This window comes from Paenibacillus sp. FSL R5-0378, assembly GCF_038009285.1.
GTDB classification, from domain to species: domain Bacteria; phylum Bacillota; class Bacilli; order Paenibacillales; family Paenibacillaceae; genus Paenibacillus_AQ; species Paenibacillus_AQ favisporus.
The window spans coordinates 3,458,326-3,476,858 of record NZ_JBBPAY010000001.1; the positions used below are offsets into that span (position 1 = coordinate 3,458,326).

Annotated in this window: 20 protein-coding genes; 16 read left to right on the forward strand and 4 right to left on the reverse strand. The window is 54.3% G+C overall.

Features of this window, described 5'->3' with window-relative positions:
- Positions 1–103: 103 nt before the first annotated feature.
- Positions 104–925, reverse strand: coding sequence for a class I SAM-dependent methyltransferase (locus MKY74_RS16255; RefSeq protein WP_076169511.1), 822 nt, complete (start codon positions 923–925; stop codon positions 104–106).
- Positions 926–927: 2 nt separating this feature from the next.
- On the reverse strand, positions 928–2,166 hold the full coding sequence (pepT, locus tag MKY74_RS16260; protein WP_076169509.1) for a peptidase T: 1,239 nt from the start codon (positions 2,164–2,166) through the stop codon (positions 928–930).
- Positions 2,167–2,329: 163 nt separating this feature from the next.
- Between pepT and MKY74_RS16265 the strand changes: the two genes are divergently transcribed.
- From MKY74_RS16265 to murI, 6 genes are all read left to right on the forward strand, one after another.
- Positions 2,330–2,527, forward strand: a complete 198-nt coding sequence (locus tag MKY74_RS16265; protein ID WP_076167781.1) for a hypothetical protein — start codon at positions 2,330–2,332, stop codon at positions 2,525–2,527.
- Positions 2,524–3,159, forward strand: coding sequence for a pyridoxamine 5'-phosphate oxidase family protein (locus MKY74_RS16270; protein ID WP_076167779.1), 636 nt, complete (start codon positions 2,524–2,526; stop codon positions 3,157–3,159). Before MKY74_RS16265 ends, MKY74_RS16270 begins: the two co-directional genes overlap by 4 nt.
- Before the next feature lie 35 nt (positions 3,160–3,194).
- Positions 3,195–3,605 (forward strand): VOC family protein, encoded by a 411-nt coding sequence (locus tag MKY74_RS16275; protein WP_084203757.1) that lies wholly within the window; start codon positions 3,195–3,197, stop codon positions 3,603–3,605.
- Positions 3,606–3,704: 99 nt separating this feature from the next.
- Positions 3,705–4,172: a DinB family protein gene (locus MKY74_RS16280; RefSeq protein ID WP_076167774.1), complete on the forward strand. Its 468-nt coding sequence runs from the start codon at positions 3,705–3,707 to the stop codon at positions 4,170–4,172.
- A 26-nt stretch (positions 4,173–4,198) separates the two neighbouring features.
- On the forward strand, positions 4,199–4,708 hold the full coding sequence (locus MKY74_RS16285; protein ID WP_076167771.1) for a GNAT family N-acetyltransferase: 510 nt from the start codon (positions 4,199–4,201) through the stop codon (positions 4,706–4,708).
- Positions 4,709–4,805: 97 nt separating this feature from the next.
- Positions 4,806–5,612 (forward strand): glutamate racemase, encoded by an 807-nt coding sequence (gene murI, locus MKY74_RS16290; RefSeq protein ID WP_076167769.1) that lies wholly within the window; start codon positions 4,806–4,808, stop codon positions 5,610–5,612.
- Here the strand turns inward: murI and MKY74_RS16295 are convergent.
- Positions 5,609–6,379, reverse strand: coding sequence for an MBL fold metallo-hydrolase (locus MKY74_RS16295; RefSeq protein WP_076167766.1), 771 nt, complete (start codon positions 6,377–6,379; stop codon positions 5,609–5,611). The two genes, murI and MKY74_RS16295, sit on opposite strands and share 4 nt — an antisense overlap.
- 195 nt (positions 6,380–6,574) lie before the next feature.
- On the opposite strand from MKY74_RS16295, the gene MKY74_RS16300 reads away from it, so the two are divergent.
- From MKY74_RS16300 to MKY74_RS16310, 3 genes are read left to right on the forward strand one after another with little or no spacing between them, the layout of a single operon-like run.
- Positions 6,575–7,570 (forward strand): tetratricopeptide repeat protein, encoded by a 996-nt coding sequence (locus MKY74_RS16300; RefSeq protein ID WP_341012507.1) that lies wholly within the window; start codon positions 6,575–6,577, stop codon positions 7,568–7,570.
- A 53-nt stretch (positions 7,571–7,623) separates the two neighbouring features.
- Positions 7,624–8,061: a metallothiol transferase FosB gene (fosB, locus tag MKY74_RS16305; RefSeq protein WP_076167763.1), complete on the forward strand. Its 438-nt coding sequence runs from the start codon at positions 7,624–7,626 to the stop codon at positions 8,059–8,061.
- Entirely contained in the window at positions 8,058–8,642 is a 585-nt protein-coding gene (locus tag MKY74_RS16310) for a histidine phosphatase family protein (RefSeq protein ID WP_076167761.1), read from the forward strand. The genes fosB and MKY74_RS16310 overlap by 4 nt, the downstream gene beginning before the upstream one ends.
- Before the next feature lie 26 nt (positions 8,643–8,668).
- Here the strand turns inward: MKY74_RS16310 and MKY74_RS16315 are convergent, their stop codons facing one another.
- Positions 8,669–9,001, reverse strand: a complete 333-nt coding sequence (locus MKY74_RS16315) for a DUF3889 domain-containing protein (protein WP_076167758.1) — start codon at positions 8,999–9,001, stop codon at positions 8,669–8,671.
- Between the two features lie 314 nt (positions 9,002–9,315).
- Here MKY74_RS16315 and pfkB point away from each other — a divergent pair, with 314 nt between their 5' ends.
- The 7 genes from pfkB to MKY74_RS16350 all read left to right on the forward strand — a co-directional run bounded on the left by pfkB (position 9,316) and on the right by MKY74_RS16350 (position 18,486).
- Complete coding sequence (gene pfkB, locus MKY74_RS16320; protein WP_076167753.1) at positions 9,316–10,248, forward strand: 1-phosphofructokinase; 933 nt, start codon at positions 9,316–9,318, stop codon at positions 10,246–10,248.
- 160 nt (positions 10,249–10,408) lie between these two features.
- Entirely contained in the window at positions 10,409–11,068 is a 660-nt protein-coding gene (locus MKY74_RS16325; RefSeq protein ID WP_084203755.1) for an HAD family hydrolase, read from the forward strand.
- Between the two features lie 234 nt (positions 11,069–11,302).
- Entirely contained in the window at positions 11,303–12,361 is a 1,059-nt protein-coding gene (locus MKY74_RS16330) for an ABC transporter substrate-binding protein (RefSeq protein ID WP_076167750.1), read from the forward strand.
- A 63-nt stretch (positions 12,362–12,424) separates the two neighbouring features.
- Entirely contained in the window at positions 12,425–13,348 is a 924-nt protein-coding gene (locus tag MKY74_RS16335; protein WP_076167748.1) for an ABC transporter permease, read from the forward strand.
- Complete coding sequence (locus MKY74_RS16340; protein WP_076167745.1) at positions 13,348–14,142, forward strand: ABC transporter ATP-binding protein; 795 nt, start codon at positions 13,348–13,350, stop codon at positions 14,140–14,142. Before MKY74_RS16335 ends, MKY74_RS16340 begins: the two co-directional genes overlap by 1 nt.
- A gap of 361 nt (positions 14,143–14,503) precedes the next feature.
- A complete protein-coding gene (locus tag MKY74_RS16345; RefSeq protein ID WP_144025351.1) occupies positions 14,504–17,278 on the forward strand; it encodes a CHASE3 domain-containing protein in 2,775 nt (924 codons plus the stop codon).
- Positions 17,279–17,412: 134 nt separating this feature from the next.
- Positions 17,413–18,486: a LacI family DNA-binding transcriptional regulator gene (locus MKY74_RS16350; protein ID WP_076167743.1), complete on the forward strand. Its 1,074-nt coding sequence runs from the start codon at positions 17,413–17,415 to the stop codon at positions 18,484–18,486.
- Positions 18,487–18,533: the final 47 nt, after the last annotated feature.

Here is an 18,533-nt window from a genome sequence, read left to right on the forward strand (position 1 = left end):
AGCAGGCAAAAAAATCAGGCGTCAGCGGTTCGATGTACTTCTCTTTATCTGAGGAGGAAAGTAAAACCGGCTGCTTGGCCTGATTTTTTTGTCATTTTCAAGTTTATCTTACGCCGAGCCTCATCCTGTAGCTGAACAAAACCTGCAGCGTCCTTTCCTGGAAGAAGTCATCGACGACTTGTTTGAAACGCTTAATGTCTTCATCCAGCTCCTTCGGGTTTAGCCGGAGGACCGTTTGAACTCCGCCCTGGCTCATTGCGATGCCGAAATACCTGTCAGCATCGCAATCCTCCGCATGATGGAACACAATTTCCTTGGCGAACCTGAAATGGCCGCTGTCCTTAATGGCCGCGAGATGCTTTTCCTTATCCCTTTTGACAGCCTGCTTCTCTTGGCTGAGCTGTTCGCGGATGATGCCGTCGGCCCGGTTGATCACTTCTTCGTAGGCTTGCTCCACCTGCCAATACAGCGTCGGCGGCCAGTCGCAATCGTAGACGGCGAAGATGCCGCCGGGCTTCAGCACCCGGGCAGCCTCCAGCAGCGTGCTTGCCGGCTCCATCCAGTGAAAAGACTGCGAGCACGTAATAATGTCGGCGGTTTCGCTGCCGACGGCAAGCTGGTTGGAGTAGCCTGCCATAAAGCGGATGTGGGCTGCATCCGTCATCTGCTCCAGCTTGGACTCCGCGACGCTGCGCATGTCGTCATTCGGCTCGATGCCGATAACCTGGTCCGCGTGCTTTTTCCAGACAAGCGTGGACAGCCCGGTGCCGCAGCCCAGATCGAGCACCAGTTCCGGCTTGCGCTGAAGGTACCCAGTCAGGAGGGACGTCACCAGGGGAGGCGCTGCGGGCCGGTAGCGGTCGTAGGTATCCCCGTATCCGGAAAAACGTTCGATATTGCGCTGGTTGTTTCCCTCCGGAACGATGCTCATACGCCTCTTGCTTCAAAGCGCTTCAGAATTTCGATGATAACCTGTACCGACTTCAGCATATTGTCGACGGAAATGTATTCGAACTTGCCGTGGAAGTTTTCACCGCCCGTAAAAATATTCGGCGTCGGCAGCCCCATATAGGAGAGCTGGGAACCGTCCGTTCCGCCGCGGATCGGCTTGACAATCGGCTTGATGCCCAGGCTTTCCATCGCTTCGTAGGCTACGTCGACGATCTCTTTTACCGGCTCGATTTTTTCCCTCATGTTGTAGTACTGATCGCGCATTTCCAGGATGACGCGCTCCTCGCCGTATTTTGCCTGAAGCTGCTTCACGACCTGGGTCAGATGCTCTTTCTTGGCGGCAAATTCCGTCCGGTCAAAATCGCGGATGATGTACTCCATTTTTGTGCGTTCGGTATCTCCGTTCTGCGAGAGCAGATGATAGAATCCTTCATAGCCTTCCGTATGCTCGGGCGCCTGCTCCGGTGGAAGCATGGAATTCAGCTCCATGGCGATTTTGATCGAGTTTACCATCTTGTTCTTCGCCGTGCCCGGATGAACGTTGGTGCCTTGGATCGTGATGCTTGCCTTGGCTGCGTTAAAGCTCTCGTATTCCAGCTCGCCAAGAGGACCGCCGTCCACGGTGTAGGCAAAATCGGCGTTGAAAGCCGCAACATCGAATTTCTCGGGGCCGCGGCCGATTTCCTCGTCGGGGGTAAACGCGACTCTGACCGTCCCGTGCTTGATTTCCGGATGGCCGATCAGGTAAGCCATCGCAGTCATGATTTCGGCTATGCCGGCTTTGTTATCTGCGCCAAGCAGGGTCGTTCCGTCCGTCGTGATCAGCGTGTGCCCTTTGTACTGAGGCAGCTCAGGAAACAGCTTTGGGGAAAGGACGACGCCTAGTCCCGCGTTCAGAACGATATCGCCTCCGTCATAGTTGTCGACGATTTGCGGATTGACGCCTTTGCCGGTAAAATCCGTTGCGGTATCCACATGGGCGAGGAAGCCGATCGTCGGCACGCCATCCTTGTCCGTATTGGAAGGAAGCGTGGCCATGACATAGCCGTTCTCATCCATCGTGACGTCCTTCATGCCGATGGAATTCAGCTCTTCCACCAGCATGCGCGCAAGGGTGAGCTGTCCCGGAGTCGAAGGCGTGGTGCTGCTTTCTTCATTCGATTGGGTCTCCACCCTGGCGTAAGAGATTAACCGTTCCGTGAGTTCCTGTTTCAACATCCTTCATCTCCCTTTATGTAAATGGTGTACTACTTGATATGATATCATGGGCAAGGGGCAAAATCACAAGCTTGATCCGAAAAGCCGAAGTGATTAGCGCCCGTCCGGCTGTCTTCCCTGTCCAAAACGATTATAATAGGTTCATGGAGGTGCGTTGGAAGTGTCGGTTAACGTGTTCAGCCTTGTATTTTCGCTTGTCGTGATCGGCTTGATCCTTTTGTTTTTCTTCGGCTTGTTCAAATACGTATCCAACGGCAGCAGGCATGTCAGAAATTCCGATGCCGCCTTGAGGAGAGTTGAGGAGAAGCTGGATTACATTATATACAAAATGAATGAGAAACAGGGGGATGAGCGATGACGGCAAGTCCTTTTAAGGCAATTATTCAATCGGAGGAGGAGCTTCGATTACTGAGCAGTCCTCCCAGCGAACTGGTCAGGAACAAGGTTATCACGCGTTTGGATTCCCACTGCCGCGAATTTATTTCCAAGTCTCCGCTGCTGTTCCTGTCCACGAGTGACGCGGAGGGCAGCTGCGACGTATCACCCCGCGGCGATGCACCGGGCTTTGTATACATATTGGATGATACGCGGCTGGTCATTCCGGAAAGACCAGGTAACCGGAGGTATGATTCGCTGCTAAATATTTTGCAGAACCCGAGTGCCGGGCTGATCTTTATCATTCCAGGGCTGGAGGAGACGCTCCGGATTAACGGAAAGGCCTGCATTACTGCGGATCCTGAGCTGATGGAGAAACTGTCCGCCCAGGGGAAAATCCCGCAAATAGGCATCGGCGTGGAGGTCGAGGAGTGCTATATTCACTGCGCCAAAGCCTTCAAGCGCTCCAAGCTGTGGGATCCGGAACAATGGCCGAAGCGGGAGAACCTGCCAAATCCTGCCGCCATCATCGCGGATCATGTGCGCGGATTAAAGGTTACGGAGGAGCAGGTCGCACGGTCGCTGGCGGAAAGCTACGAAAAGCGATTATATTAATAGAACGGATATGATCTTTAATAGGGGGGCTGGCTTTGAGTATCATTCCGATGTTGGCCGTTCATGATGCTGCCGCTGCCATTTCTTTTTACCAATCGGTGTTTGGCGCGACGGAAGCGAACCGGATGGTTACGGAAGACGGGAAAACATCGCATGCTGAAATCCGGGTCGGTGATGCGCGGTTCATGGTCGCGGACGAATTTCCCGAGCATAATACCGCAGCGGAAACGCTCGGTGGAACGCCGGTGATTTTGTATATCACCGTTGAGGATGCATTGGAAACAGTGAACAACGCCCTTGCGGCTGGAGCGGCCATGCTTAGGGAGGTTGCCGCACAGCCTCACGGGGACTTGGTTGGGAAGATCAAGGATCCGTTCGGCCATGTCTGGATGATTGCCGAGCCCTTGAAGACCGTACCGCAGAAAAAAATAATTCAAGGAAATTGAAACTGCCGAACAATTTTCCCGGGAGCCCGCCCGGTCGGGGCAAGCGTCGGGTTCATAACATGAACAATGAGCGCAGGAACACTGCGCCAGGAGGAAATGATGAAATCCCTTTTTCTATATAATTGGCAGGTACGCGATGAATGGTTTGATGTCTGCGCACAGTTGAGTCATGAAGAATTACTGAAGGAGCGAACGGGCGGAGTTGGCTCCATCCTGAAAACCTTGTTCCACATCGCTGACGTCGAGTACAGTTGGATGCTGGCTGCCGAAGGCAAGGAGGCTGCAGAACCAAAATTCGAGGATTTCGCGACCCTGAGCAAAGTCAGAGCCTTGTCCGACAGCTACGTGACAGAGCTTCGTCCGCTGATTCTGAGCCGGAGTCCTGAGCGGGACGGGGAAATCGTCAAGGCCGCCTGGCATGCCGAACCCTTGCGTTACGGAGAGGTCGCAAAGCACGTCATCGCCCATGAAATTCATCATATGGGCCAGCTGTCCGTTTGGGCCAAAGAGCTTCATGTGCCAAGGGTTTCGGCCAATTTTATCGGCCGTGGACTTGGTGAGCAGTAAAACTTGAAGGAAGGTAACCATTAGGCATGGAAATACAGATTCAACCGATGACCCGGGAAGCTGCCGCCCGGATATCGACATGGCGCTATCCGGCTCCGTATGACTTCTATAGTATGGCAGCAGATGAAGAAGATATATTGGAGCTGATGAACGGGGATTATGCAGCAGCGTCGGACTCCGCCGGAAATTTGGTCGGTTTTTACTGCACGGGCAATTCAGCCCGTGTTGCCGGAGGTTATGGGGCCGGTCTATACGAAGATGATACCTGCGTTGATTACGGATTGGGCATGAATCCCGAGCTGACGGGGCAGGGTGCAGGCCTGGATTTTGTAAAAGCAGGCATGGCTTATGTTTCCGATAAGTTTCCCGGGAAGGGAATCCGCCTAGCGGTGGCCAAATTCAATCAGCGTGCTGCAAAGGTATACAGCAGGGCAGGATTCAGGGAGACCTGCGAGTTCTCCTCGATGGTGGGGGGGCGGAACGTGCTCTTTATCGGCATGGTTTACAGATTTCCCGATGATGCCCGGACAACATGATATAATAACTCCGGGGCTGACGGCCCCGGATGGAACATCGCCGGGCAGCCATGGATATGCGCCCGGAGCAATTATTAAGAAAAATCAGGTGAACAACATGCGAATTGCGCTTTTTGATTCAGGCCTCGGCGGACTGACCGTGCTGTCTGAAGCCGTAAAGCAGCTGCCCAACGAAGACTTTTTATTTTTTGCAGACACGCTTCACGTTCCTTACGGAACCAAGACAAAGGATCAGGTTCTGGATTATGTCCGCCAGTCCGTGGACATGATTCTGCAGGACGAGATCAAAGCGCTTGTCATTGCCTGCAATACGGCGACGAGCGCCGCGGCGGAGGAGCTTCGCCGGGAATACGACATTCCGATCATCGGGATGGAGCCTGCGGTTAAGCCCGCAGTTGAAATGAACCGGCTGACCGGGAAAAGGGTGCTGGTGGCGGCAACCCCGCTGACCCTGCACCAGTCTAAATACACCCAGCTCGTTTCCAGGGTGGATGACCACAGCATCGTAGACTCCCTGCCGCTCCCCGAGCTGGTCGGATACTGCGAAGCGCTGGAGTTCGACCCGGACCGGATGACACGGTATTTTCTGGATAAATTTGCCGATTACCGGCTGGAGGAATACGGAACCCTAGTGCTCGGATGCACGCATTATCCCTTCTATACCCGGATCTTGAGGCAGATTCTGCCGCCGCATATTGAGATCATTGACGGGAGCGCCGGGACGGTGCGGAGGCTGGACTATATTCTTAAGAAAACGGGAACGTCCGGAACGCAGCGCGGAGGAGATATCCGTTTTGCCTGTTCCAGCGGGGATCCGGAATATATGGCAAAAATGCATAGAGCTTACGACTATTACAGCACTCAGGTCGCCGGCTTCGAACGGGCCGCTGATCCTTCTTTCTAAAGGGAACGCTGCGTTCCGCTTAGCTCCAGTAGCCGCTGTACAACGGGTCCTTCAAGTTTTCCGCCGTGGTAGCAAATAACGGATGATATGTCGTAGGCGGCCAGTTGGGCGATGGACTGCGTCGCAAGCGGCATATCGACGGTCGTGTCGGCATCCGGCCCATGCAGCTCTCCGTCAACGACCCGGAGGGCGTCGGCCGCGATCAGCGTCCGGGTCGGCCGATGGTATAAACTGATATGCCCGGGAGTGTGCCCCGGTGTGCCAATCACGACGATGCCGCCACAGATGGGGAGCTCTTCCCCTTCATGGATGATTGTGTCGACAGGTGACCGGGGTGGATTCTCCAGCGTAGAAATAAAGGCATTACGCCACTCAGCAGGTACTTCCGGAGGCAGAGACGCTTTGGCCCGTTCGATCGCCTCCGTGGTTACCTTGATCAAACGCTTTTCACCCTGAATATAGGGCCTTTCTTCTTGACTGGACATGACTTCGACCGGACGAGGGGCGTGCTGGCGTATGGCCGGCAGGCTGCCGATATGATCCAGATCCTGATGCGTAATGATGACATGGGTAATCGAATCGATCGATAGGCCATGGGACTTCATCGCTTCCCGCAAGAGGGGATACTGACCGGGGTAGCCGGTGTCAATCAGGAGCGTATCGTTTCCATCCGTAATGACCGCAGGGTGAACGGTGTTAACGCTGCCCATCATGACGGCGGATACGTCCAGCATTAACACGCTTGTGGCAGCTTGGTTCGTACTCATCCTTCGATTCCTCCCTAATTCCAACTCATGGATTTCAAGACAGAGTCTATATTACGGACAGGGAACTAAGTTGTCAAAATAAATATTTTATTATAACACAAAACCGTTATTTTGTCAATATATATTTTTGGTGCTATATGCAGTATGGTAATCCGGCGTTTTTTGCAAAAATATCAACATGAAGGGGGCCCAGCGATGCGTGATGTACAGTACCCTATCCTGCATACGGAAAGGCTGAGGTTGAGGCCGCTTGAGCCGGAGGACCGGGAAGACGTCTTTCGGTTGTTCTCCAACCCGGAAGTCACCCGGTTCATGGATATTGAGCCTTTGGTGAGCCTGGAGGAAGCGGACGAAATTATTGCGCTCACCCGCAGTTCCGGCTGCAGGTATGCCATATTTGACCGTGAGAACGATACGTTTATGGGCACCTGCGGATTCCATTGTTGGGTCCAGGACGGCGAGAGAGCAAGGGCGGAAATGGGCTATGATCTGTCACCAGAGTATTGGGGCAGCGGTTATATGCCTGAGGCGCTTGAAGAATTGATGAAGGCCGGCTTTGAAGTGATGAAGCTGGATGAGATCGAAGCCCATGTGGAGCAGGATCATCCTCGATCGCAAAAGGTTCTGAGAAGGCTCGGTTTTCGGGAGAACCACCTGCGGGACGGCCACTTGATCGTTTTCAGGGCCGGAAGAGAGGATTTTGCCGGGCGCCGCACCTTCAGGAACGCCGTAACGCTCCGGCAGTCAGGGAATGCCGAGCAGTCCAGGGAAATTTGGCTTTCCCTGCTGGCGGAACAGCCTGAGCAGCCGGAGATCTTGTATCAGACCGCATGGACCCACGACGTGCTTGGCTTGGAGAAGGAAGCCGTGCCTTATTATGAAAAGGCGATTTCGCTCGGACTGCAGGACGAAGAGCTGGCGGGGGCGATGCTTGGGCTCGGCAGTACATACCGTACGCTGGGACGATATGAGGACGCAAAGTCGCTGTTGAAGCAGGCGATGGAGAAGTTTCCCGAACGCAGGGAGTTTTCTGTTTTTTACGCCATGGCTCTTTACAATTTAGGGGAGCATGCCGCTGCAATGGAGGAGCTCCTCGGGCAGCTTGCGGAAACCAGCGCGGACAACGGGATCCAAGCGTACCGGAAGGCGATTGCCTTTTATGCCGATAAGCTGGATCAGGTGTGGGATTAGCCTTGTTAACGGCCAGCTGTGTGGGTACGAAAAGGCTGAATGCAGGAGGAATCATGAACATACAGGGTGTGAATCATTTTTGTTTTTCCGTTTCGGATCTGGATCGGTCCATCGCTTTTTACAGGGACGTTCTGGGCGCCCAGCTGCTCGTGCAGGGCCGGAAGCTGGCTTACTTTGATCTAGCCGGACTCTGGATTGCGCTGAATCAGGAGGATGCGGAGCGGGGGGATACACCATCGACGTATACTCATATCGCCTTTACGGTGAAAGATCAGGATTTCGAAGCCTGGCTGTCCCGACTGCAGAGTTACGGCGTTCGCATACTTGAGGGCAGGCAGCGGGATGAGCGGGACAAGCTCTCGGTATATTTCCTGGACCCGGACGGGCATCGGTTTGAGCTCCATACCGGCACGCTTGCGGATCGGCTCGCCTATTATCGGGAGACGAAGGGCCATATGAAGTTTTACGACAAGGAGGATGTTGGCAAATGACGACGATCGGATTTGTAAGGCACGGCATCACGGATTGGAACATCGAGCGCAGGGCGCAAGGCCAGACGGATATCCCTTTGAACGAAACCGGGCGGGCCCAGGCAAGAGCCTTGGCTGCACGGCTGAAGAAAGAGCGGTGGGACGCCGTCTATGCCAGCGATTTGTCGCGGGCGCGGGAAACCGCCGAAACGATTGCGGCCGCGCTGGGGCTCACCGTCCAGGTCGATCCGCGGCTGCGGGAAATCCACTGCGGTCAGATTGAAGGGACGGTCGAGGAAGACCGGGTGCTTCGATGGGGTTATGATTGGGCTTCGCTGGATCTCGGGATCGAGACCGACGACTCGATGATTGCCAGAGGAATGGAAGCGGTCATGGACATTTGCGCCAGCCATCCTGAAGATCGCGTCCTCGTGGTAAGTCATGGGGCGCTGATCGGCACGCTGCTTCCTGTTCTGATTCCGCACACGGACACATCCGAGCATCTGCATAACACATCCATCACCGTCATCCGAAAGATCGAAGAGAGCTGGGAATGCGGGCTATTCAACTGCGTCAAGCATTTGGAGCAGCTGACGATCTGAACGAGCCTGCCTGTTAAGGATCGGTTTTAAGGCTGTGTATCTCTGAACTTAATGGAGATCAGTCTTTCGGTCACCGTGTTAAACCGGACGGTAGCGAGCACAGCTGCCGGCATGCCCTGCCGGCTAAGGAGCAGCTTGAACGTTTCTTCCGCTTCCGTCGGCGACAGATTGATGCGTCCGATATGCAGGTAATCCGTAATTTCCGAGTTGTATTTTTTCTGGGCTTCCTTCACGGCGATCAGGCCCCACTTGGCGTAGGGAGGATCAACGGAAGGGTCCGGCTCGGCAACGAGCAGCGAGAGAGACAGCGCGAGGGACAAGGCGACGGATTTGACGAATACGGCGGACATCCACTTCATAGCTCTATTGCCTCCTGAGTATAAATCTGACCGTTCACCTGCAGCGTGAGGTGCCGGCATACATAGAATTCCCATGTTTTGCAGGTCTATGAGGAATGCAGCCATGGTTTATCCGCAATGAAATCGGCAGGGTCGTGCTATATAGAGGAATCGTGCTCGTGGTTTCGGGCTCGTCCGGAAGCCTGCATTCGTCAACCCCAAGCTGGAACAAAGCTTTCCAAACATTGAAATATGTAGGCAGATGGCACCACACGGCGGAGATACAGGCATCGGAGCTGCCTTGCGAAATCAAGCCATAGATGGGATGGGATCTTATGATAACGACCGTAACGATGAACGCAGCCATTGACAAAACATACTACTTGCCGGCATTTCCGCACGGGAAGGTATCCCGGGTCAGACAATATCTGGCAGCCCCCGGGGGGAAAGGCATTAATGTGGCGAAAGTCGCCGCACAGCTCGGGGCAGAGGTTACCGCTTCGGGCATCGTCGGCGGCATGAACGGGGAAATCATCAAGAAGCAGCTGGATGATATGAGCATTGCGCATCAATTTGTCGCCGTGGAAGGGGAGTCGAGACTATGCCTCAACATCATCGATGAAGAGACCGGGTCGTCGACAGAGCTTCTGGAGCCCGGTCCGGTGGTGGATAACCGGGCACTTGACGCGATGGTGCAGACGATGTCCGCACTGGCACGTACATCGAAAGTCGTCTGCATCAGCGGCAGCCTGCCGGCCGGGGCCCCGGCCGATTATTACATCCGTCTTGTCGGCGCGGCCAAGAAGGAAGGGGCATATGTGATTCTTGACGCCAGCGGTGACGCGCTCCGATTCGGACTGCAGGCAAATCCGGATATGATCAAGCCCAACGAAGAAGAGGTTGCTGCTCTGCTTGGCACGGGCATCCGGGATGAGCAGGAGCTGCTCCGGGCGATGGAAGACTTGCTCCGCGAGTACCGGATGGAGCGCGTCTGCGTGTCGCTCGGGGGTGCCGGATCCCTGACCGTCACTTCGCAGGGACGTTATCGTGCCGTGACTCCTCCGATTCAGGTGGTCAATACGGTAGGCTGCGGTGATTCTTTTGTGGCGGGCATGGCCGTGTCGCTGCTGAAGCAGCTCCCCGCCGAGGAGGGCATCGCTATGGCCGCTGCCGCGGGGACGGCGAACGCCTTATCGGCCATGGCCGGCAGCGTCGATCCGGACACCTTCCGCCGGCTGCTTGGCCAAGTGGAGATCAGCAGAATGTAAGCTCCGAATGACAGCTTTATATTTGTGCACAGGCTGCGGTTCCTGAATCGCGGCCTGTTTGACTACATGGTGATATCAGGGAGGAATAGCCCTGCCGCAAGGCGAATCTATTAATGCGGCTTTACAGCCCATCGACTAAGATAAAGAAGGGGTGAACGGCTTGATTCAAGCATTGATTTTTGATTTTGACGGTCTCATCGTCGATACCGAAACGCCGGCCTATCACGCTTTCTGTGAGATTTACCGGGAGCATGGCACAGAACTGCCGCTGGAGACGTACGCGAAGTGCGTCGGCACCAATTTCGATGTATTTAATCCGTATACGTATTTGTCCGAGTGCCTGGGCAGGGAAGTGGATCCGGCCCTGGTCAAGGAACAGGTCAATGTCATCTACCGGGAGCTGCTCAAGGATGTTGAAGTCAGACCGGGGGTTGAGGACTATTTAGCGGAGGCCAAACGGCTCGGGCTGAAGATCGCGCTGGCATCAAGCTCTTATTACAACTGGATTGAGCCATATTTCAACAAATTCGAATTGGAATCTTACTTCGATGTTATTTGTACGGCGGACCTCGTGTCCAAGGTCAAACCGGATCCCGAGCTGTACCTGCTGGCATTGCAGAAGCTGGAAGTAACCCCGGATCAGGCGGTGTCTTTTGAGGATTCGCTTAACGGCTTTATTGCAGCCAAAGGAGCAGGCGTACATACGGTGATCGTGCCTAATTCGATGACCCAGACCTTCCCTTTTGAAGGCTATGATATGATGATTCCCAGCATGTCGGAGATGAAGCTGCAGGATCTTGTCCGGGAGCTGGAAGCGTAAGGCTGCAAAAGCCCGGAAAAACCTGTACTTTTTTGCAACTTATTGATTGACGTATATTGGCAGTGCCCCTTATGATAATGAATAATCCAGTGGTTATTTAATTCTATGAAAAATATCCGGGCAGGCAGTTCATGCACCCGTGTGTCCGCCCGATACGGTATTTTTCGCACTTATTTACTTTAATGCTTTCGTATATGAAAGTGCTAAAGAAGAGAATCGGAAGGGGTTATGAACATGAAAAAGAGAAATTTGCTATTATCCGTCGTGATGTCCGCACTCCTCGTAACCATGGCGGCCGGCTGCGGAAACTCGGGCACCAAGTCCAGTGAAGCCGGGTCAGGTAGCGGGACCGGGACCGATGCAGGTAGCACAGACAAAAAGACCTACACCGTAGCCATTTCGCAAATCGTCGAGCATCCTTCCCTGGATGCCACGCGCGAGGGCTTCATCGCCGCATTGAAGGATGCGGGGATTACGGAAGGCGATAACCTGAAGATCGATTTCAACAACGCGCAGGGAGATCCGGCTAACAACCTTTCCATTGCCCAAAAGATCGCCTCCGGTAAAAATGATCTCGTTCTTGGTATTTCTACCGGTTCGGCGCAAGCCCTGGTACAGCAGGTCAAAGATACGCCGGTGCTGTTCGCGGCAGTTACCGACCCGCTGGATGCCAAGATCGTCTCGAATCTGGATCAGCCAGGGGGCAACGTAACCGGAGGCTCGGACACGAATCCGGAAGCGGTTCAACGGCTGATGGACTTCATCGCTGAGAGCTTCCCGAACGTGAAGAACGTCGGGATCGTCATTAACGAAGGCGAGCCTAACGCGATCGTGATGGCCAAAAATGCCGAGGAAACGCTGAAAAAGCATAACATCAAGCTGGTGCGCGCGGCAGTAACGAACACATCGGAAGTGAAGCAGGCTGCCGAGTCCTTGGTGGGACGGGTGGATGCGCTGTTCATTACGCTGGACAACACCGTCGTTGACGGCGTGGATTCCATTATCCAGCTGGCGAACGAGAAGCACATTCCGTTCTTCTCCAGCGACCGGGATACGGTCGAGAAGGGAGCCTTTGCTACGGTCGGTTTTAAATACTATGACCATGGCTACCAGGTAGGCCAGATGGCGGTCGATATTTTGAAGAACGGCAAGAAGCCGGGCGATATGAAAGTGACGATGCAGGAGAAGCTGGACCTGATTCTGAACCTGAAGGCGGCTGAAGCGCAAGGAATCACAGTAACCGACGCCATGAAAGACAAAGTAACGGACAAAGAAAACGATATTATTCAGTAATCGAGCGATGGGGAGTGGCCGGAATCTTCGTCCACTCCCTTCGTCATAAGGGAGGCTGACACCATGCTGGATTCACTACTGGGAGCACTTGAGCTCGGGCTGCTGTACTCGCTGATGGCGCTCGGCGTATATATCACTTATCGCATTCTTGATTTTCCGGATCTGACGGTGGATGGCAGCTTCACCACCGGCGGTGGAATCGCCGCCGTGATGATTACCCACGGCTACAATCCTTGGCTGGCAAGCCTGGCGGCGTTCGGCGGCGGGCTTCTCGCGGGAATTTGTACGGGACTTCTCCATACCAAGGGGAAAATCAATGCACTGTTATCCGGTATTATCATGATGATTGCGCTGTATTCGATCAACATGCGGATTATGGGAAAACCGAACACGTCCCTGCTTGGGGAAAGCACCGTTTTTTCATCCGTGAACGCTTTCATTACGATGCCGATCGCGGTGATCCTGATTTTGCTTCTGCTGAATCTGTTCCTGCGGACCGATTTGGGGCTTGCATTACGCGCAACGGGAGATAACGCACGGATGATCCGCAGTTTCGGCGCCAACACGGATACGACGACGGTTCTCGGCGTCAGTCTGGCCAATGGACTGGTCGCCCTCTCCGGCGCACTGGTTGCCCAGCAGTCAGGATTCGCGGATATTTCCATGGGGATCGGCATGATCGTCATCGGGCTGGCTTCCGTCATTATCGGTGAGGCGATATTCGGAGCGACGAATGTGATCCATACGACCATTTCCGTCGTGCTCGGGGCGATCGTGTACCGGATCGTCGTGGCGCTCGCGCTCCGGGTGGAATGGCTCGATACGTCCGACCTGAAGCTCATCACAGCCATCATCGTGATCATCGCTTTGGTGCTTCCAACCGCAAGGCGCGCTCTTCGTCAGAAGCAGCTGGCCAAGCGCCGAACGGAAGAGCTGTCCAGCCAGCTGGGCAGCAGAACAGGCCGGACGGTTGGAGGTGATTTCTGATGCTGGAGCTGAGCAGAGTATCGAAGCTGTTTAATCCGGGCACGCCGGATGAAAAAATTGCGCTGCACGACATTTCGTTGAAGCTGAATCCCGGCGACTTCGTCACGGTGATCGGAAGTAACGGGGCGGGCAAGTCCACGCTCATGAACATCATTTCCGGCGTCATGAAGCCCGACGCAGGGGATGTGCGGATCGAGGGAGCGGTGATCAGCCAGCTTCCGGAATTCCGCCGGAGCCGCTGGATCGGCCGCGTATTCCAGGATCCGATGGCGGGCACCGCTCCCCACATGACGATCGAGGAAAACCTGGCAATGGCTTATACGAGAGGAAAGCAGAGAGGACTGGGGCTGAGCATCAAGTCCGGCCGGCGGGCGATGTTCAAGGAAGAGCTGTCCAAGCTCGGCATCGGCCTGGAAGGGCGGCTGCGGGCGAAGGTCGGTTTGCTGTCCGGAGGAGAGCGTCAGGCGCTCAGCTTGTTGATGGCCACGTTCACCAAGCCGCAAATTTTGCTGCTGGATGAGCATACCGCGGCGCTGGACCCTGCAAGGGCGGAGCTGATCACGCGGCTCACCGACCGGATTGTTCGGGAGCTGAACCTGACGACCCTGATGGTCACGCACAATATGGAGCAGGCGATCCGGCTCGGCAACCGTTTGATCATGATGGACAAAGGCAGAATCATTCTGGACATCAACGAACAGCGAAAAAAGACGCTGACCGTCGAAGAGCTGCTGGCTGAATTCGAGCAAATCAGCGGACATAAGCTGTCCGACGACAGGGTTGTCCTGGGATAATATCTTGAAGATGAGGGGAAGAGGGCCTTCGCGGTTAAAGCCGCGGAGGCCTCTTTTTTGCTGAAGCAACGTGGGGAATCTATTGAATCCGAGCAGGAGAATCATCGATTAGACGATAATGGACACAGTTGTTATCCATACGTTTTACATACGAATATACAAAGGACTGCTTTGGCGGATCCACTGGAAACCACCTGCAGCGGGCTTCAGCGATGCCGCCCGTCAACGGTTTATCCTGCCTTGATGATAACTCTAGTTATTGATATTCGTTCCAACAAGTTCTAAAATACTATATTGAATGAACTGGTCACTCTATAGTTATTAGAAGAAAGAGAACACCCGTTGGATGGAGGTTTCGATTTTGTTAGGAAAGATGAGGCTCAGCATTCGGTCCAAGATTATTCTTGGATATATTTTTGTGCTCGTGTGCGTTGTGGTGTTCCTGGGAGTGATTTCGAGCCGGGTTGCTTCGCTGCAGCGGGAAACCGATTTTATCAGCCAGCATGACATCGAGGTCCATGACCTGGCCCACAACATTGAAAAGTCCTTGCTGGACATGGAGACAGGCCAGCGCGGATATATGATCACGGGAGACACGAGCTATCTGGAGCCGTACACGGCGGCCAGCTCGAAATGGGAGAGCGAGTACAACCAGCTGTATCGTTTGCTGGCGGACAACCCTGAGCAGCAGAAAAATCTGGAGGACATCAAGGCGAATATCGACCGATGGATTGAGATCGCAGGCAAGCCGTCCATTGAGATGAAGCGCAGCGGTCAGGATGCTGAAGTCCGGACATTTTTCCAACGTGACCCGGGCAAGCCGGAAATGGACGCCATGCGGGAAAAATTAACGGCGTTTTTGGACACGGAGAAAGGGCTGACGAGCGAGCGGGTGCAGACGCTTGAGGACAATAACCGCAGACTGATCACGATCATCTATCTTCTTTGGATTGTGCTCGCGGCCATATCCATCTCAGCAGCCGTGCTGATCTCAAGAAATATCGTTACGACGATCAAGGAAGTTACGGGCACAATTCGTGAAATCGCCTCAGGCGGCAATTTGAACAAGCGCATCCATACCCGCACGCGCGATGAAATCGCAGAACTCGGCAGTGCAACGAACGACCTGCTTCGGGAAGTGCAGCAGCAGAATGAAATGAAGGAGCAGATTGCCGCCACCGCTACACTGCTTCAGAACGAAGCGGGCCTGGCCAGTCTAAGCCGCGTGTTTGTCAATCGGCTCGCTTCGATTTTCCAGGTGCCTTATATCGTATTGTACGAAGCCAAGGAGGAGGAGCTGGTGCGGCTCGCTTCCTATGCAGGAGAACACGAGGGTGAGGCAGGCAAATCGGTCATCGCCTGGGGTCAGGGACTTGTCGGCCAGTGTGCCGCCGATCAGAGCATGATCACACTGGACCGGGTACCGAACAACTACATACACATCTCCTCGGGATTGGGGAGCGCCGTTCCGACCTATCTTGCTGTTGCTCCGATCGTGTTCGAGGGCAGGACGCTGGCTGTGATCGAAATTGCCGCGCTGGTGACGTTCAGCAAGCACCAATTGGACATGCTGCGGCAGCTCTTGGATACGGTTGGCGTCACGATGCACAGCGTGATCAACCGAGCGCAAATCCAGCGCTTGTATATGGAAGCCCAGACGATGAATGAAGAGCTCCAGGCCCAGTCTGAGGAGATGCAGGTGCAGACGGAAGAACTGCAGGTTCAGTCCGAAGAGCTGCAGATGCAAACCGACGAGCTCCAAAGCTTGAATGATAAACTGGAGTATCAGAAAGCTCAGGCGGAGGAAGCGGCGGCCGAGATGGAAAAATACGCGGAACAGGCGAAGCTCAGTTCCAATTATAAATCCGAGTTTTTGGCCAACATGTCGCACGAGTTGCGCACTCCGCTGAACAGCATGCTTATTCTGTCCCAGATTTTGTCGGAGAACAAGAACGGAACGCTGCAGGAGGAAGAGGTCAATTACGCCAACGTCATCCATTCCTCCGGTACGGACCTGTTGCGGCTGATCAACGATATTTTGGATTTGTCCAAGGTAGAATCGGGACAGATCCAGCTGGATATCAGCTCGATCAACGCGGGTGAACTGCCGGAGATCATGTACCGCTACTTTGCCAAAACGGCCGAGGCCAAGTCGCTGGACTTCAAAGTCGAAATCGCGCCGAACGTAGGCGACGTCTTTTTCAGCGACGAGTTAAGACTCCATCAAATATTGCGGAACCTGTTGTCCAATGCGTTCAAATTTACCGAACGCGGGGAAGTGTCTTTAAGCATATACAAGCTCGACTCGGTTTCGACCCCGCAGTTTTCCATGCCTTATGAGACATTGGCCTTCGCGGTTCGCGATACCGGAATCGGAATTACCGAGGAGCAGCAGCAGGTGATCTTCGAGGCCTTTAAACAGGCGGATGGAGCAACGGCGCGGAAATATGGCGGCACAGGACTCGGACTGTCCATCTCGCTTCAATTCGCCAAACTGCTGGGAGGAGAGCTGGTCGTGGAGAGCGAACCCGGCAAAGGAAGCACGTTCACCCTTTACCTCCCTTACCAGACCGAGTATGTCGATGAGTCGCCGATGCTGGTGATGCAAGCCGAGGCAGCGGCAGCCATCTCCGGTCCGTTAAGTACGGCTTCGGCGCAGGCTGCGCGTCCTGTGGGAAGTCGGATTTATGCGGAGGAGCCTGCCACCGATCCGCCGGCCGCAGAGGATATGTTCCTGGAAGACTCGGCCTTGTTCGATGGGAAGAAAATCCTCGTTGTTGACGACGACATTCGAAACGTATATGCGCTGGCCAATGCCTTGGAGAGATATAATATGCAGGTGCTCACCGCACAGAACGGATACGAGTGCCTGGACTTGCTTCAGGCCGAACCGGATATCGATATGATCCTGATGGACATTATGATGCCTGAAATGGACGGTTACCAGACGATGCGGAATATCCGCCAGACGCTGGAGATGACCGATCTGCCGATCCTTGCGTTGACCGCCAAGGCGATGAAAGAGGATCGGGATAAGTGCTTGGCGGCCGGCGCTTCCGACTATTTGAGCAAACCGCTGAACATCAATGAAGTGATTGCCAGAATTAAAGTTTGGCTGACGAGATCGGAAATTTGATATAGTCATCGATTCAATAAAAAGCGACCCAGCGGGAAGTCTCCGGTTCGGTCGCTTTTTATTTGGTTAAACCGCCGAAATCGGAGCGTTTTTTTGAAAAACTTGCCTTGACAATAGGATGGTTAGGTGAGAAAATGTACGCGCGTACATCATTCGGAAAAGGGGGAGTTGCCATCGCATCCCGCAAAGAGGTGGCCGAGCTAGCCGGGGTATCGGAAGCGACGGTGTCGCGGGTGCTCAACGGAGTTGGCCCCATGAAAGAAGAAACGAGACAACGCGTCATGGAAGCTGCCAAGAAGCTGAATTACGTTCCCAGTGCATTGGCCCGTAATTTTGCGACCAGCCGCAGCGGCAACATTGGTGTCGTTCTTCCATATGTGCCGAAGGTGCATATGTTTTCGAGCTTTTTCTTCTCGGAAATTTTAAGCGGAATCGGCAGCAAAGCGAGGGAGCTGGGTCATGATATCCTGCTGCTGTTTCAGACGCCCGGCGAGTCCATGGATTATGTCCGCTGGTTTCATGCGCATAAAATCGATACATGCATCATCCTGGGGGCGAAGGATGATCCGGAAGAACTGCTGGCCCTTCGCCGTCTCGCAGAGGAAGGACTGCCTTTCTGCCTGATCAATCAGCACTTTGAAGGCGAGCCCTTCAGTGAGGTCGATGCAGACCATGTACAGGGCAGCTATATGGCGGTCCGCCATCTGATCGAACAGGGATATCGCCGGATCGCGTTCATGAACGGGCCGTTGACCTACTCCAACAGCCGGGATCGCCTTCAAGGCTGCGAGAAAGCGCTGGCCGAGGCGGGTTTGGTGCTGGAGGAGGAACTGATCTTCAGCGGAAACTTCAGCCGCAGCAGCGGCATCACCGCTGCTTCCGAATTAATGAAGGTCATCGATCAGGTGGATGCCGTCTTTGCCGCAAACGACCGGATGGCCATCGGCTTGATGCAGGGGCTCCGGGATCTTGGGCTGTCTGAAGAGCGTTTTCCGGCCATGTTCGGCTATGACAATTCGGATGCTTCACAGGTAACGACGCCTGAACTGAGCAGCGTAAAGGTTCCTTTTTATGAAATGGGGGAAATTGCGGTCGCTGAAGTGCTGAAGCGGCTGGAGCAGGGAGCATCGGCTTCGGGTGAACCCTTTCGGATCATGCTTCCGACGGAGCTGGTCATCCGGGCATCGTCCCAGAATCTGCGGCTCTAATGAGCCAGAAAGTCCAATATACCAAAGAGATGGAGGAATTCGGATGG

Excerpts from the sequence above, each read along its gene's own strand:
- pfkB (WP_076167753.1), top strand. The coding sequence starts at position 9,316 with ATGATAACGACCGTAACGATGAACGCAGCCATTGACAAAACATACTAC.
- MKY74_RS16285 (WP_076167771.1), top strand. The coding sequence starts at position 4,199 with ATGGAAATACAGATTCAACCGATGACCCGGGAAGCTGCCGCCCGGATA.
- MKY74_RS16280 (WP_076167774.1), top strand. The coding sequence starts at position 3,705 with ATGAAATCCCTTTTTCTATATAATTGGCAGGTACGCGATGAATGGTTT.
- MKY74_RS16335 (WP_076167748.1), top strand. The coding sequence starts at position 12,425 with ATGCTGGATTCACTACTGGGAGCACTTGAGCTCGGGCTGCTGTACTCG.
- murI (WP_076167769.1), top strand. The coding sequence starts at position 4,806 with ATGCGAATTGCGCTTTTTGATTCAGGCCTCGGCGGACTGACCGTGCTG.
- MKY74_RS16350 (WP_076167743.1), top strand. The coding sequence starts at position 17,413 with ATGTACGCGCGTACATCATTCGGAAAAGGGGGAGTTGCCATCGCATCC.
- MKY74_RS16295 (WP_076167766.1), bottom strand. The coding sequence starts at position 6,379 with ATGAGTACGAACCAAGCTGCCACAAGCGTGTTAATGCTGGACGTATCC.
- MKY74_RS16310 (WP_076167761.1), top strand. The coding sequence starts at position 8,058 with ATGACGACGATCGGATTTGTAAGGCACGGCATCACGGATTGGAACATC.
- MKY74_RS16300 (WP_341012507.1), top strand. The coding sequence starts at position 6,575 with ATGCGTGATGTACAGTACCCTATCCTGCATACGGAAAGGCTGAGGTTG.
- MKY74_RS16270 (WP_076167779.1), top strand. The coding sequence starts at position 2,524 with ATGACGGCAAGTCCTTTTAAGGCAATTATTCAATCGGAGGAGGAGCTT.
- MKY74_RS16330 (WP_076167750.1), top strand. The coding sequence starts at position 11,303 with ATGAAAAAGAGAAATTTGCTATTATCCGTCGTGATGTCCGCACTCCTC.
- fosB (WP_076167763.1), top strand. The coding sequence starts at position 7,624 with ATGAACATACAGGGTGTGAATCATTTTTGTTTTTCCGTTTCGGATCTG.
- MKY74_RS16315 (WP_076167758.1), bottom strand. The coding sequence starts at position 9,001 with ATGAAGTGGATGTCCGCCGTATTCGTCAAATCCGTCGCCTTGTCCCTC.
- MKY74_RS16340 (WP_076167745.1), top strand. The coding sequence starts at position 13,348 with ATGCTGGAGCTGAGCAGAGTATCGAAGCTGTTTAATCCGGGCACGCCG.